Below are 14,603 nucleotides of genomic sequence, written 5' to 3'. Positions count from 1 at the left end.
GCCGGGTCAGCCCGACGATGGTGTAGAGGTTGCGACGGATGCGCACCTGCTCGCCGAGTCGAAAGCCGGTGGTCACGTCCGCGACCGCCTCGTAATGACCGCGCGTGAGATGGCGCCCGGCGACCAGAAAGGGCGGTTGACCGGGCTCGCCGAAACCGCCGGGGACCACGCCGACGATCATGGCGCGGCGCTCGCGCGCGGCCTCGTCGCCGGCCTGATCGCTGGTCTGATTCGGGGCGGCCTGATTCGCGACGACAGGCCGCACCTGCATTGTGAGATAGGTGACGTTGGCCGCGCGCGCGACGCCCGGCAGGATCAGGATGCCCCGGTAGAGGTCGTCGGCAAGGGTGGACGGCTCAGCGTAAGGGCCGAGCGTGTCTTTCTGCACCGCCCAGAGGTCCGCCCCGCTGTTGTCGAGCAGCACCTCGGCATCATCGACCATGCCGCGGTAGATGCCGGCCATGGAGAGCGTCACGCCGATCAGGAGTCCGAGACCCACACCCGTAAAGACGAACTTGCCCCAGGCATGGAGGATGTCGCGCCCGGCGAGGCTGATCATCGGGGCAGACCGGGGATCTGCTCGACGATCTCGACCCGACGTCCGGGCCGGAGCGGGACGCGGGAGTGCAGGATCACGCGATCGCCGGACACCAGGCCGTCGCGGATTTGGACCCAACCCTCCAGGTCCCGCGCGCCGGTCTCGACCGCGACGAAGCGCGGACCGGCGTCATCCAGCACCCAGACGCCGAGCTGGCCGTCGCGCCGGTGCAAGGCGGCATTGGGCAGCGCCGGGGCCGCTTCGAGCGGCTCCAGGGCCACGGTCACCTCGGCCAGCTCGCCGAGTCGGGGCAGCGGCTCGGGCAGCTTCGAAAACGCAATCTTGGCGCGAAACTCCTCGGTGACGGCATCGGCCCGCGGCTCGATCCGCAGCACCTCGCCGGGCAAGGTGTCCAGCGGCAGCGAGCGCAGCGCGATGCGGGCCCCCAGATCGGCACGCAGCGCCCCGGCGCCGAGCTGATCGAAGCGGACATCGATCCAGAGACGGCTCGGGTCGATCACCTCCACGACCGACTGACCCGCCACGACGGTGCTGCCGGGCTCGGCGTCGCGCGAGACCACCAATGCGTCCACCGGCGCGATCAGGCGCAGATTGGCCCGCTGCTGCACCAATGCCTCGCGCTCGGCACGGACCCGCACGAGATCCTGCTCCGCGGATTCCAGATTGGCCACGGCCAGTGCCAGACCTGCCTCGGCGACCTGGGCCTCCTGACGCTTGGCCTCCGCCGTATCCTCGCTGGCCGTGCGGGACAGCAGAAGCTGCTCGTAGCGGGCGACTTGGGCACTGGCGAAGTCCCGCCGCGCCTGCGCATCGCCGACCTGGGCATGGGCCGCGACCACGCCGGATTCCGCGCGGTGCAGTGCCGCGTCCGCCGCGGCGACGCGGTCGTCGAGATCGACCGGATCCATCTCGCCGAGCAGTTGGCCGGCCTCGACCCGATCCCCCACCTGCACCTCGACCCGCCGCACCCGACCGGCAAAGGTCGGGCCGATGCGGTAGGTGTAGCGCGCCTCGACCGTGCCCACTCCGAACAGCGTCGGGGTGACGGGACGCATCTCGACGGTGGTCAGGGTCACGGGCACCGGGGCCAACGGACCCGAGGTCAACGCCAACCAGAGGAAGGCGCCGATGAGCGGAACGAGTACCGCGAGCAGGAAGACGACACGCCGGCTTGGCTTGGGAAGGTTCATATGGAGGGCTCGAAAGCAATGGCGAGCGACTCGGGAGAGCCGTTGGAGCAGGATGGGGATGGAGCCGCGCTTCGGCCTTGACTCAGGTCAAAGGTGCGAGGTGCCCACTCTCCGGGGAGAGTCGAATCGTCGTCGGGTCTGAGAACTGGATCCGCCGCAGAGACACCGCGATGGAGGTGATGGTGATCGCAGAGCGATCAGGAATCGACACGAACGCGACAATGCCTTGATCCGCAGACACATCGGTCCAGGTTGAATGGGGCGGTAATCGGGGCGACGCACCGCGGGCGTCACGCGGCGCAGAGCGCCAAGGAGGCATGCATGACACCGCGGAGCGGTGTCACGAGCACTGAGGGTTTGGGTGGCAGCCTGTGGAGCGAGGCCCTTCGCCCCTACTCGATCACGACCTTGACCGACGTCTTGCCGGCTGCCTTCGGCAGCCTCGGCGGTGCGACCGTGAGGGCATCGATCTCGGCCTGATCGAGCTGCTCCTTGCCGCCGCCGCACGCCATGATCTGCGCCTGGACGTCGCCCTTGATCTTGCGGCTGTGCTTGGCCTTCCAGTCGGTGCCGCCCTCGGCGACGCGGGTGCGCTTGGGGTCGAAGTGGAAGTCGACCTTTTTCTTGGACTGCGGTCCCCAGTAGTTGACCTTGCCCAGATCGTAGAACTTGCGCTCGAAGCCGGCCTTGAGGAAGGCCTTCAGACAGCCGAGCAGATAACGCCGCCGCTCGCCGCTGCCCGCCCAGGGGTAGGAGAAGAGCGCCTTGTGCATGTAGAAGCGGCGATAGTTGTGCATGACGCGGTCGAGCAGCTCGGCGCGATCCATGGCGGCCGGCTTGATGATGGGCGTGACGAAGTTGTACTTCTCGTAATCGAAGATCTCGACCTTGTCGCCCAGCTCGCGGAAGAGATCCGTGAAGGGCCAGGGGGTGTACATGGCCCAGTTGGCGAGGTCCGGTTTCCAGTCGCGCGCCATCTGATAGGTCTCTTCGAGCGTCTCGGCGGTCTCGTTTTCGAGCCCGACGATGAACTGGGCCTCGGTAAGGATGCCGGCATCGCGCAGCAGACCGATCGCCCGCTTGTTGTCGGCGACCGTGGTCTCCTTGTTGAAGCGGTCGAGCTTGAGCTGCGCCGCGGCCTCGGTGCCGAGCGAGACATGGATCAGCCCGGCCTTGCGATAGAGCGGCAGCACGTCCTCGTCGCGCAGGATGTCGGTGACACGGGTGTTGATGCCCCAGAGGATCCCGAGATTGCGCTCGATCAGCTCCTCGCAGAAGGCGATGAACTTCTTGCGATTGATGGTCGGCTCCTCGTCGGCGAGGATGAAGAAACCGACGTCGTGGTCGCGCACCAGGGTCTCGATCTCGTCGACGACCTTCTTCGGATCACGAATCCGATAGTCGCGCCAGAACTTCCATTGCGAGCAAAAGGAGCAGGTGTAGGGACAGCCGCGGGCCATGTTCGGGATGGCGACGCGCTTGTTGAGCGGGATGTAGTTGTACTTGTCCCACTCCAGCACGCCCCAGTCGGGTGTGATCGCGTCCAGGTCCTTCACGGTCGGGGCGGCCGGGGTGGCGATGATCTTGCCGTCGACGGCGTAGGCGATACCCTTGACCTTGCCGCGCTCATCCGGCCAACGGCCTTCATCGATGGTGCGCACCAGATCAACGACGATCTCCTCGCCCTCGCCGCGCACGATGGCGTCGATCCAGGGCGCCTCTCCGAGGACCTGTTGATACATGAAGGTCGCATGCACGCCGCCGAGGACGGTGACGATCTTGGGGTCGACCTCCTTGACGATCTCGAGCAGACGCTGGGCCTTGTAGATGGAGGGCGTGATGGCTGTGCAGCCGACGATGTCGGGACGATAGGCGACGATGGCCGCGCGGACCTGCTCCTCGGACAGGTCGTTGGTCATGGCGTCGACGAAGCGCACCTCGGTGAAGCCCGCGGTCTTGAGCGCACCGGTGAGATAGGCCACCCACGCCGGCGGCCAATTGCCGGCGATCTCGGCGCCGCCCGAGTGGTAGTTTGGGTGGATGAAGAGAATGCGCATGCGTCGAGCCCCCGGCCGATGGTAAGTGTCAATGAAGATTGACAGTCGGCCTCCTTGTCGTCCTTGACACAGGTCAAATCCGCCCGGGCGACTCGGATTTGCATGTGTTGCCGTCGCGTTCGCGGTCGATAAGATCTGACCTAGATCAAGGACGACCCAATCCAGGTCGGGAGAATGCCGCGTCACGCAACCGGAGGATTCGCCATGACCGACTCGATCGCCACCTTTATGACCGACGACCATCAGCGCTGTGACCACCTGCTCGCCGCCTGCGAACAGGCGGTCTCGGGCGGCGATTGGACGCGACTCGCGGAGCAGGTCAAGGATCTCTCGACTGCGTTGCTCGGCCATTTCGACATGGAGGAGCAGGTGCTGTTTCCGGAGTTGGTCGCCGTCAGCCCCTGGGCCTCCGGGCCGACCGGTATGATGACCATGGAGCACGCTCAGATGCGTTCCTTGGCGGAGGAGCTCGAGGACGCGGTCGGCACGCGGGACGCAGACGCCTGCCTCGGCATCCTCGAGACGCTCCATCTGGTGATCCAGCAGCACAACTCGAAGGAAGAAGGCATCCTCTATCCGATGGCCGAGGAGAATCTGGGCGACCAGACACCGGACATCCTGAATCGGCTGCAGGCGGCCTAGACCATGGACAGAACACTCGACGTCAGCAATCTTCCCGCCCCGGAGCCGATGGAGCGGATCCTCGATGCGCTCGCCGACCTGCCGCCGGGCGATCGCCTGTGCGTACTCCACCGTCGCGAGCCCTATCCACTCTACGACATGCTGCGACGCATGGGCTACCGCTGGGAGATCAGCTCCGAGGACGATCGGTATCGCATCCTGATCTCGCCCGTGCCGAAGCATCAGCGGCCGGTCAGTCGATTAAGGCAACAGGGCGTGAGCCGTTTTTAAACCGCGCGCGTTGGGCCATGCGGCGTTCCGTGCTCGGATTCCCGGTTCGTCCCTGCCGACCGGCGTCGGAGCTGCGCGGTTTAAAAGATCAATTTATTCATTTTCTTGAACCGCGTCGCGCCAATGGCTTCAAGTGTCCACGACGCTCCATCCAAACGATCAGACGACGTCACGCGCTCCGGACGCGGTTCATAAAAAATGATGGGTACGGGCGGACTTTCTCTCGATCAGGCCCCGCCGATCGACATCCCAGCGCGCTTTTTCCTCACCGCGCCCCTGTTCGCGATCGCCGCCGGCCTGCTCTTGGCCTCGCAAGGCCCGACCCTCTTGGTCTCGCGCTGGATGCCCGGCGCGCTCGCCGCAGCCCACCTGATCGCCATCGGATACCTTGGGCTGATCATGTGCGGTGCGCTGCTTCAGATGCTGCCGGTGGTCGCCGGTGCGCCGGTCCCCGCGGTGCGCCTGGTCGGCACGGCGACACATCTCTTGCTCACGATCGGTGCCGCCGGGCTGGCTTGGGGGCTTGCGGGCGGCGGCCCGAGCCTGATCTGGATCGGCGCCGGTGCCGCAGCACTGGGGTTTCTGGTCTTCGTCGCCCCGGTTGCCGTCGCACTGGCACGTGCGCGTGGTGCGCCCGGGACCTTGCTCGCGCTGCGCACGGCCGCGCTGGCCCTGGCGGTCACGGTCGCCTTGGGGTTGTTGCTGGTCGCCGCGCTCCAGGGGTGGATCCGGGTTCCGGAGCACACCCGTTGGGTCGACACCCATGCCGCGTGGGGGTTGATGGGCTGGGTCGGGTTGCTGGTGGTCGGCGTGGCCATCCAGGTGCTGCCGATGTTCTACGTCACCCCGGCCTATCCGGCGCCGGTGCGGCGCTGGTTTGCACCGGCCGTCCTGGTCGGGATCGGCGCTGCGAGCGCTGCCTGGGTCATGGGAGCCGACCTCGTCGGACAGGCCGTTTTCGGTACGATCGCTCTGGGCTTCGTCGGCTTTGCCTTCATCACCTTGCGCTTGATCAGCCGTCGCGAGCGACCGCGGCTCGACCCGACATTGCTGCACTGGTGGGCCGCCATGCTGAGCCTCTGCGGCGCTGCTCTCGCTTGGGCCTTCGCGGCGACCCCGACCCTGATCGGCGTGCTCCTGTTGGTAGGGGTCGGCGTCGGACTTCCTGCCGGAATGCTTTTTAAGATCCTGCCGTTTTTGACCTGGTTTCACCTCCAGCACCGCCAACTCGCGAGCGGACGATTCGACCTGCGCATCCCGCATATGGGCAGTCTGTTGTCGACGCGGTGGGCACGGGTTCAGTTCGGACTGCATCTCGCCGCATTGGCGCTGCTCGTGGGGAGCCTGTGGGTTCCGGTACTGGCCCGCCCGGCGGGCATCGCGCTCGCGCTGTCCTCGTTGGTGTTGATCGTGTTGCTGATCGGCGTCGCGCGCACGTATCGACAGTTCGCTGCCCTGCTCCGGCCAGCGCACTCAGGCGTAGAACCCCGATCTTGAATGGCCTGTTACGACTGCTCGGCTGCTCCGCGAGGGGAGCGGGCCGCACAGGCGATCTCCTGAAATCGGCACCCCGACAACGCATGGCTGCCGGTGTAGGGGCGGCTTAAGTCGCCTCTACAGGGTGGTGATCCCTTATCCGGGAATCGCCAATGACCTTGTTCAGACACGCCTTCCCGGGAGGAAGGGGATGCACGCTAACCGCCACTCAGTGCTCGCCCTTCGTCCGCAACAGACCGGCCAACCGGTTGCCTTGTTTTTGCGGACCGCCGCGCGGAAAGAGTCGATGCAGATAGCGGTTGCTGCCCTTCTCGTCCCCCCAGACCTTGCGGAAGTGGGCGATCATGTCGCGCACCGTCGCCTGGGTGCCGCGCTTGACATAGCTGGTTCTCAGGAAGCGAATGATCTCCCAATGCTCGGCATTCAGCTCCAGCCCGTCGTAAGCAGCCAAGGCGCGGGCAAACTCCTCCGACCAATCCGACGGATCCACGAGATAACCTTCGCTGTCGGTCAGGATCGCGCGGTCACCGACCTGAATGCTGCGCGTGGTCATGTTCGGATAGGCATTGCTGCCGGAGGGGAACTCGCCCGGCAAGCCCTTCGAGTTGTGCTCGGATTGGGTAATCGACCACAGCTCAATCGGGATCTCGCCGTCGAGGCGACCGTCGAAACGCTCGACGCCCGACACGAGCACCTTTCCGCTGGTCGGCGGCAAATCGAAGCGCGCCACGCCCGCACGGTCGGTGAAGACAGGCACTGTCTCCGACCCGTCTGCGTCCAGCCTGAGAACAACGGGTGTGCGTTTGAGCGGCTCGTTCGTGACCTTCATGGACACCTTTACATCAATCATCGTCTCGTCTCCGACTCCAGCGCTCTTGATCTATATCATCAAATTAGCCGCTACTAGACCCCGAGACAAACGAATCCTTTCGGCGATAGATATCGGCTATCTCGATACTAGGAGACGTCAGCCGCGTTTGCCCCAGGCCCGTATGAATTGATACAAAGGCGGAACAACATGACACGAGCGCATGCCATGCGGAACGCGGCTTATGGACATTGACCAGGTCAGAACCTTCTTGGCGGTCGCCGCGCACGGGAGCTTCCAAGAGGCGGCCAACCGCGTGCACGTGACTCAATCCACCGTCAGCGCGCGCATTCAGGGCCTCGAGCACTATCTAAACGCCCGGCTGTTCATACGCAACCGCTCGGGCGCGACACTCACGCCCGCGGGTCGGCGCTTTCTTCGGCATGCGAAGACGCTGGTGTTGACGCTCGAGCAGGCACGCCACGACGTCGGTCTGCCCAGCCGCTTTCGGGCCAGCATCACGATCGGCGCGCGTATCGCCCTTTGGGACGGATTCCTGCCGCTCTGGGCAGGACGGATGCGCGAGCAGGCACCGGATGTCTCGATCAGCAACGAGATCGGTTTCGAGGACGATCTGATGCGGCGCATCGTCGAAGGCACGCTGGACCTCGCCTTGATGTACACGCCACAACACAGCGCCGGCCTTCAGGTCGAGCACTTGTTCGACGAGACACTGGTCCTGGTCACCAGCGATCCGGAGCGCACGGAGCTCGACGACGGCTATGTCTACGTGAACTGGGGTCCGACCTTCTATGCCCAGCACAGTAAGGTCTACCCGAATCTGGAACGGCCGGCGCAGATGGCCAACATCGGTTGGCTCGGTCTGCAGTTGATCTTGGCCAACGGCGGAACCTGCTTCGTCCCGGAACGCGTCGCGGCATCTTACGTGCGTGCGGGCTGCCTGCACGTGGCACCCGAAAGCCCGCGGTTTCTGTTGCCGGCGTATGTGGTCTATCCGTTGGAGAGCGAGTCGCCCGTGCTCGATGCAGCGCTGTCGACCCTGCACAGGGTCATTGCGGAACGATCGCCCGCCGACGGCGGCACGCCGACGGAATGCACGCCCGAGCCGCTCGCCCCCGGGCACGACCCCCTCCCCGAGCCTTTTGGTCCCCCAGGCTCAGCTGGCGAGATGCGGCAGTCGTGACCGACCCGCGCGCGCTTGCCGAACGGGTCAGATCAGCCTGCCTGCAGGCGGCATCGGCAGCCTATGAGCAAGCCGGCATCAGCGGACTGTGCGGCGAGGGCCGTTGGGAGTTTGCGCTCCAAGCAATCAAAGGGCTCGATGTCGCGGCTTTATTCGAAACCCCGTTACCCGACGGTCCCATTCTCAAAACGGAGCAACGACCCATGCAGCGCATCGAAGCATTGCGTCGCCTGTCGAGCGAACATCACAGCGGCCTGGTCATTGCGCGACGGGCGCGTGAGCAAGCCGGGGCCTCGGGCGATCGCGAGGCCGCTTGGGCCGACCTGAGGCAACGCTTCGCCGACGAGCTCGAGCCTCATTTCAAGCTCGAAGAGCGCGGACTGCTGCCGGCATTGCTCGCGGCCGGTGAAGAGATGCTGGTGGAGCGTACCCTGGACGAGCATCTGAAGATGCGGACCTTGATCGCGACGGGCGGACCCGACGCCCTGACCGCATTCGCGGAGATGCTCACGGATCACATCCGGTTCGAGGAAAAGGAGTTGTTCGAGACCGCGCAGCTTGCCCTGGGGGCAGAGGACCTGGAGCGGCTCGAGGCGCTTCACGATCATGAGCCCGCGCCGGTCTGCCGTACTTGATCTCCGTCAAGGGATTGGAATCCCCTTGCGCTATGCTGAAAAGCGAGCTTGGTCCGGATGATAAAAAAGAGGGGGCGTCGGCGGCCCGAGCACATCCGCGAAGACACCGACCCTGCCGACGCCTTGGAGGCCGCGCATGAAATTTCCGATCCTGACCGGTCTGGTGCTGATATCCACAGGGCTCGCTTTCGCAGATCCGGCCGATCCGACCGAGATCGGCTTCGCAGAGGTCCGGACGCTGGGAACACTGAACGGCCAAGCACTCGCCTGTCGGCAGTTCGATGCGTCCGGCGAGGCAAAGGCATTGATGATCGGTCATGCGCCCAAGACCCGCCGCTACGGAACCCTCTTCGAGACGGCGACCAACGCCGCCTTCCTCGCGGCGACCAAGGACGGCACGCCCTGCCCGACCGAGGCCGATCTGGCGGCGGGACTGGCGGAATCGGCGGCAGCACTGAAGGCGGTTTTCCCCTAACAAGCGAATCCGGGGCAGGCGAAACCGGAACCGTCGGAGCCGCAACCGCCCGGCGCCGAGCCGTCCCTGTCGAACGACGAGACCGAATCATGAAGATCCCCGTCGTCGCGCCGCTGGTTGCAGCACTGCTTCTGGCCGCAGGCATGGCCACGGGATCGGTCGACGCCGCCGATGCGCCCGCCGACGACGCGTCCCCGCCGAGCGGACGTTATCTCCTGATGGACGCCAACGGACGGGCCGTCACCAACGCCGATTTCCCCGGCCAATTCCAGCTCATCGCCTTCGGCTATACCTACTGTCCGGACATCTGCCCGACCACGCTGGTCGAGGCGGCGGCGATCCTGAAGCGGTTGGGCGCTCGCGCGGATCGCGTCCAGCCGATCTTCATCACGGTCGATCCGCAGCGCGATACCCCGCAGGTGCTGGCGACCTATACCGCCTACTTTCACCCGCGCATCATCGGTCTCACCGGCTCGGCGTCGCTCATCGCGCGCGCCGCCCAAAACTTCAACGCCCGATACGAGAAGGTCACCGAGCCGGGCGCACCGGCCGATCGCTACCACGTCGACCACAGCGCAGGGATGTATCTCCTCGGCCCCGACGGGAGCTATATCCGTAAGTTCGGTTACTCGACACCGGCGGTGGAGATCGCCGAACGGATCGAGGCACTCTTGTCCGAGACGCCCGAGTCAGAGATGACCCAGCGCCTTTTGCCTCCGGGCTGAAGCGCACGTTTCGGTTCGGCCGGGCGACGCGTCCGACGTTCCCCGCTGCCCCGCTTTGCGCTTGTATGGCCGGACTCTCCGCGTCAAACTCCGGCGTGCGGCGCCGATACGGCGGTACACGGGGTATCGGCCGGGTCGCGCCGCCCACGAATCAAATCAGGGGAGACGTCGAGATGAGAACAACCGCAAAGATCCTCGTTGCAATCAGCCTGTCCGCAGGTGCCGTGTCGTCCGCGCTTGCTCAGCAGGATTTCGGGTGGGATGTGGCTTGGGGAACGGCACAGCCGGTGCCCTTGAGTCCATGGGCCACGGCCCTTCTCGGGTTGTTGCTTGTCGCGGCGACGTACGCCTTCCTGCACAAGCGCAGTAAACAGGGAGGTGTCGCTCTAATCGCCGCGGGCGCCATCTTCGGCTCGACCTATCTGACGCAAGAGTCCTGGGCCGTTGCTTACGACCTGACGATCTCGACAGCCTCCGGCTCGGAATTCGTGAGTTGCGGCATTCTCGACATCGGCTCGACGCAGCAGGAGGCGAACGGACCCGTTGATCTCGTCGTCGGCACGACGCTTCAGGAAGGCGTCGTTCTTCGCCGAGTCGAATCCAGCTTTCCCGTCCTGGAATCTTCCGAAGAGGCCCCGAAGCCGACCGCATTGGCCGAACAGTGCAGCGTCGGACTGCGTGTCACCCCGGACGCCCCCTGCACCTTGCCCTGCTATCCGGGTTAGAGGCACGTCGCGATCGCCCGTGTCCGCCCAAGGCGGACACGGGAGCGACAAAAGTGTGCCTCAAACCACAGACCTACCGCCGAAGACGCTTCTCCGGCTCCGCGAGTTGCGCCTCGGCATCCTGTTTTGCCTGGTCGGAGAGTTGGTGAGCTCGACGTTTGGTGCATCCACAACGATTAGCGGGTACGCGGTTTAAAATAATATATTTTTTAATATCTTAAACCGTGCCGGCTCCAACGGCAGTCAAGTCTGCCCAGGCTAATCCCATCCTAAAACATCGCATACCGCGCTGGGCGCAGTTTAAGCCGTCAGCCGCGCATAAAGCACGGGGAGTCGCGCAGGAAGCTCGGTAGGTCGGCGAATGACGACATAGCCGCCGGTGCCGAAGAGGTGGGGAAGGTAGTCGTTGCCGCGCTCGTCGATGGTGACGCAAAAGCAGGTCAGGCCTAGGGTGCGGGCTTCCTGGACGGCGCGACGGGTGTCTTCGATCCCGTAACGACCTTCGTAGCGGTCGAGGTCGTTGGGTTTGCCGTCGGAGAGGATCAGCAGGAGACGGCGGCCGCCCGGCTGCGCCGCGAGCAGGCGAGTCGAGTAGCGGATTGCGGCGCCCATGCGGGTGTAATAGCCGGGCTTGATGGCGGCGATGCGCCCGCGCACGACGGCGCCGTGCGGCTCCTCGAAGTCCTTGAGACTATGGATTCGCACCGGGTCGCGACGACGCGAGGAGAAGCCGAGCATGCCGAAGCGATCGCCGGTCGCGGCCAGGCTCTCGGCGAAGAGAAAGAGACTGTCGCGGATGACATCGATGACGCGTGCGTGATCGTCCACCCAGGTGTCGGTCGAGAGCGACAGATCCGAGAGCAGTAGGCACACTAGATCACGCGCCCCTTTGCGCATGTCGCGATAGAGTCCGTCACTGTGGGTGCCGACGCCGGAGGTGCCGGCACCGGCATGGCGATCGGTGGCGAAACGCAGATAGGCGTCCAGATCGATCTCTTGTCCATCGCACTGGCCGCGCTGCCAGACCCGCGCCGGGGCGAGTGCCTGGAACTGGTGGCGCAGCCGATGGGCCGTGCGGCGCAGGTGCTCGGGCAGCGCGCAGGGTGTAGCGTCCGCGGCGATCAGCGGGATCACGCGACACTGATTCGGGCAAAGTGTCCCCTTTCGCCAGTCCCACTCGGGCAAGAGGATCCCCTCCGAGAGGACCAGGTCGTCCTCGGACTCGGCCGGCAGATCCAGATCGAATTTCAGACGCGCACCGGATGCCTGACGGTCGCGCGCGACCGAGATGCGATCCAGATCGGCGGCGGCGGTGCGGGCGCGCTCGAGATCGTCCTCCTCGTCGGTCCCGCGGTCGACCTGGACATGCTCGCCCCAGGTGAGGATGTTCTCCATTCGGATCGTGATAAGCCCCTGGTCCTTCTCCGGCATGGCGACCCGCTCGGCACGTCGCCGACGGCGCTCGCCGAGCGACTCGACGGCGGCATCGCGATCGATGTCCTGCGATTCGCCGCCGGAGGGATCGGACCAGGCGCCTGCCGGGAGATCCGGATCGGGATGCAGCCAGAGCACGACCGGATACGGCGGACGGCGCGCTGTCGGGAGCCGCGCGACACTGCCGGGATCCTCCAGCGCAAGACGGATGGCCTCCTCGCGTGCACGCTCGTCCGCCGACAGGGCGCGCGGATCCGGGCGTAGGTCGAGATGGGCATCGAGCAGCCGCCGGTAGCGCGGGCGCAGGCCCGGAAACCGCGAGAGCGTCCGGCGGGCCTGATCCTGACTCTCGACGAGCCAATCTCGGGTCGGGCCGGTCTGCTGGGCCGCGAGCGCGGCAAGCCAGAGGTAGAGATCGCGATTGAGCGCCCGCTCCGGGAAGAGGTCGATTCGGGCGGGCAGCCGCAAGGAGCGCTCGTCGCGCCAGGCCAGCTCGACCTTTTCGTCGAGCCCGGCGAGTCGTTGCAGGAACCCACGACGGGCCCCGTGTGCGCTCGCCTCGGCCGCTTCGACCTGGAGTCCGCCGTCGCCGCCCAGAGCACGGAAGAAGATCCCGATCGGGACGGCCACCTCTTCGAGCGTCACCGCCGCAAAGGGGTGCCGTCGCTCCGAGAGACGGGTGATGGCGCGATGCCAGAGTGCTCCGACTTGCTCTTCCATCGGTTGGCTGACCACCGTTGCGTTAAACGTATAACAACTCGACGAAAGAATACCTTTGCCGCGGTTGTCGCTTTCGTTGTCGTTGTCGTTGTCGTAGTCGAATACGATCGCGACAACGACAACGATTCGATTCAGTGCTCAACTTATTTCCGACACGTCACCTACGCATGTCGGCAGGTTCCGGGCAGTATGGCGTTCTCGTTTGGACCGGCGGACGTCGGCGCCGGGCGCCCGGTGATGACCGGCAACGCCTCCGCGCCTTCGACCCAGCGCAACAGGCTCTGCTTCGGGTCGCCGTGCTGGACCTGTGTGCAGGCCGAGATGCATTCGGCGCACTCGGTGCAGGTGAACATCTTGCGCTTGATCGTGCGCGGCTTCAGACGCATCGGACAGGCATGGTCGCAGGCGTTGTCGCAATCGGCGCAGGCGGCGGCGCGGCGGGTGTCGAAGCCGACCACCATCGCCCGATCGTTAGCCATCCAGGCGAGGCTCTGGAACAGACCGACCGCGCAGACATAGCGGCAGAAGAAATGGCGCGCGAGCAGGAACTCGACAGTGAACGCGATCGTGGCCGCCGTCAGGAAGATGCTCTGGTTGCGGGTCAGGGTGCCGTTGAGCAGGTTGTGGTAGATCTCGAAGGGCGGCAGGAGATAGGTGAGCAGGGCCAGCGCCCAGAGGAAGGCGAAGCCGACCACGGCGAGCAGGGTCGGGATCCAGTACCAGCGGTTCCAATACGGAGCCGACGCCGGGGACTTCGGGCTCGGATCCTGCCCGCCACTCACCGTCATCGGAATCGGGCCGCGCAGCGGCGGCGGCAGGGTGCGGCGCTCCCAGATGCTGGGTTTGCCGGAGGCGCGGCGCATCAGCGCGTTGATCGTCTCCACGACGGAGAAATGCGGACACAGCCAACCGCAATAGAGACGCCCGTAGCGCCAAGCAATGAACAAGAAGAGCGCGGCGCCGCCGAAGATCGGCAGAAAGCCGCGCACGAAGAGGTTGAGCGTCGCATCGCCGATGCCGGTGCGACCGGCGAGAAAGTCCTCGATCCCAAGCGTCCAGTGCTGCCCGAACAGGATCGCGTGGCCGAGCGTCAGATCGATCCGAAAGAGATCGAGCGGCGGCGCCAGCAGGAAGAGCGCAAAGAAACCGACCTGAAACCAGGCTCGCCGCTGTTGCAGCCGGGTTCTAGACATGGCGTTTTGCCTGAGGACACCCGCCCGGAAGCGGCCGCCCGACCAAGGGGTAGCGCCAGCAATGTCCAGCCAACGCCTTGGTCAGGCCGAAGACACCGAGCAGGACCAGCGTGGTGTGACAGACGATGAAATAGAGGATCACCAGCGTCCAGACGTACATAGCTCCGGCACCTGCAATCGCCATGACCGCGGAGATCACGATGATCAGAAGCACTCCGGCCCAAAGACTCGCGCGGACCGTTTGGTCCAGATGCGCGGCCGCCAGCGGTGCGCGACCCTCCCGCCCCCAAAACGCGAGCGCCAGCAGGAGCAGGAAGCCAATCCCGGGCAGGATCAGCAGGTTGGCGAGATACAGCGACTCGGCAACGATGGCGATCCGCTGACCTTCAGGCCGGGTACCTTTCATGAGGCTTCAACCTAAACCGCGCACAGCGCGGCATGCGATGTTCTTGGATGGGATTGGCCTCGG

15 protein-coding genes are annotated in these 14,603 nt (G+C 65.3%); 8 read left to right on the top strand and 7 right to left on the bottom strand.

What is annotated here, in order from left to right; all coding sequences use genetic code 11:
- The 3 genes from GPT33_RS02175 to bchE form a co-directional block, all read right to left on the bottom strand.
- On the bottom strand, positions 1 to 559 hold a 559-nt coding region (locus GPT33_RS02175; RefSeq protein WP_296805480.1), incomplete at its 3' end, for an ABC transporter permease.
- Complete coding sequence (locus GPT33_RS02170) at positions 556 to 1,749, bottom strand: efflux RND transporter periplasmic adaptor subunit (RefSeq protein ID WP_296805478.1); 1,194 nt, start codon at positions 1,747 to 1,749, stop codon at positions 556 to 558. The genes GPT33_RS02175 and GPT33_RS02170, both read right to left, overlap by 4 nt.
- 392 nt (positions 1,750 to 2,141) lie before the next feature.
- Positions 2,142 to 3,806, bottom strand: coding sequence for a magnesium-protoporphyrin IX monomethyl ester anaerobic oxidative cyclase (gene bchE / locus GPT33_RS02165; protein ID WP_296805476.1), 1,665 nt, complete (start codon positions 3,804 to 3,806; stop codon positions 2,142 to 2,144).
- Positions 3,807 to 4,010: 204 nt separating this feature from the next.
- Between bchE and GPT33_RS02160 the strand changes: the two genes are divergently transcribed.
- The 3 genes from GPT33_RS02160 to GPT33_RS02150 all read left to right on the top strand — a co-directional run bounded on the left by GPT33_RS02160 (position 4,011) and on the right by GPT33_RS02150 (position 6,215).
- Positions 4,011 to 4,448, top strand: coding sequence for a hemerythrin domain-containing protein (locus GPT33_RS02160; protein ID WP_296805475.1), 438 nt, complete (start codon positions 4,011 to 4,013; stop codon positions 4,446 to 4,448).
- A 3-nt stretch (positions 4,449 to 4,451) separates the two neighbouring features.
- A complete protein-coding gene (locus tag GPT33_RS02155; protein ID WP_296805472.1) occupies positions 4,452 to 4,718 on the top strand; it encodes a DUF2249 domain-containing protein in 267 nt (88 codons plus the stop codon).
- Positions 4,719 to 4,916: 198 nt separating this feature from the next.
- Positions 4,917 to 6,215, top strand: coding sequence for a hypothetical protein (locus GPT33_RS02150; protein WP_296805470.1), 1,299 nt, complete (start codon positions 4,917 to 4,919; stop codon positions 6,213 to 6,215).
- A 208-nt stretch (positions 6,216 to 6,423) separates the two neighbouring features.
- On the opposite strand, the gene GPT33_RS02145 is transcribed toward GPT33_RS02150, so the two are convergent.
- The gene (locus GPT33_RS02145) at positions 6,424 to 7,065 is read right to left on the bottom strand and encodes a TusE/DsrC/DsvC family sulfur relay protein (RefSeq protein WP_296805468.1); all 642 of its coding nucleotides are present in this window, start codon (positions 7,063 to 7,065) and stop codon (positions 6,424 to 6,426) included.
- Positions 7,066 to 7,267: 202 nt separating this feature from the next.
- Here GPT33_RS02145 and GPT33_RS02140 point away from each other — a divergent pair, with 202 nt between their 5' ends.
- The 5 genes from GPT33_RS02140 (at position 7,268) to GPT33_RS02120 (ending at position 10,787) form a co-directional block, all read left to right on the top strand.
- Positions 7,268 to 8,227: a LysR family transcriptional regulator gene (locus GPT33_RS02140; RefSeq protein WP_296805466.1), complete on the top strand. Its 960-nt coding sequence runs from the start codon at positions 7,268 to 7,270 to the stop codon at positions 8,225 to 8,227.
- Positions 8,224 to 8,862, top strand: a complete 639-nt coding sequence (locus GPT33_RS02135) for a hemerythrin domain-containing protein (protein WP_296805464.1) — start codon at positions 8,224 to 8,226, stop codon at positions 8,860 to 8,862. Before GPT33_RS02140 ends, GPT33_RS02135 begins: the two co-directional genes overlap by 4 nt.
- Positions 8,863 to 8,998: 136 nt before the next feature.
- Positions 8,999 to 9,337, top strand: a complete 339-nt coding sequence (locus GPT33_RS02130; RefSeq protein ID WP_296805462.1) for a hypothetical protein — start codon at positions 8,999 to 9,001, stop codon at positions 9,335 to 9,337.
- Positions 9,338 to 9,426: 89 nt separating this feature from the next.
- On the top strand, positions 9,427 to 10,062 hold the full coding sequence (locus tag GPT33_RS02125; protein ID WP_296805460.1) for an SCO family protein: 636 nt from the start codon (positions 9,427 to 9,429) through the stop codon (positions 10,060 to 10,062).
- A 173-nt stretch (positions 10,063 to 10,235) separates the two neighbouring features.
- On the top strand, positions 10,236 to 10,787 hold the full coding sequence (locus GPT33_RS02120; protein ID WP_296805458.1) for a hypothetical protein: 552 nt from the start codon (positions 10,236 to 10,238) through the stop codon (positions 10,785 to 10,787).
- A 300-nt stretch (positions 10,788 to 11,087) separates the two neighbouring features.
- Here GPT33_RS02120 and GPT33_RS02115 read toward each other — a convergent pair whose 3' ends face one another.
- The 3 genes from GPT33_RS02115 to GPT33_RS02105 form a co-directional block, all read right to left on the bottom strand.
- Positions 11,088 to 12,941 (bottom strand): VWA domain-containing protein, encoded by a 1,854-nt coding sequence (locus GPT33_RS02115; RefSeq protein ID WP_296805456.1) that lies wholly within the window; start codon positions 12,939 to 12,941, stop codon positions 11,088 to 11,090.
- Positions 12,942 to 13,102: 161 nt separating this feature from the next.
- The gene (locus GPT33_RS02110; RefSeq protein ID WP_296805454.1) at positions 13,103 to 14,134 is read right to left on the bottom strand and encodes a 4Fe-4S binding protein; all 1,032 of its coding nucleotides are present in this window, start codon (positions 14,132 to 14,134) and stop codon (positions 13,103 to 13,105) included.
- Positions 14,127 to 14,540: a hypothetical protein gene (locus GPT33_RS02105; protein WP_296805452.1), complete on the bottom strand. Its 414-nt coding sequence runs from the start codon at positions 14,538 to 14,540 to the stop codon at positions 14,127 to 14,129. The genes GPT33_RS02110 and GPT33_RS02105 overlap by 8 nt, the downstream gene beginning before the upstream one ends.
- Between the last annotated feature and the right edge of the window lie 63 nt (positions 14,541 to 14,603).

Source organism: Thiocapsa sp. (assembly GCF_011390875.1).
In the GTDB taxonomy this organism is placed as follows: Bacteria; Pseudomonadota; Gammaproteobacteria; order Chromatiales; family Chromatiaceae; genus Thiocapsa.
This window is presented reverse-complemented; position numbering and strand designations above follow the sequence as displayed.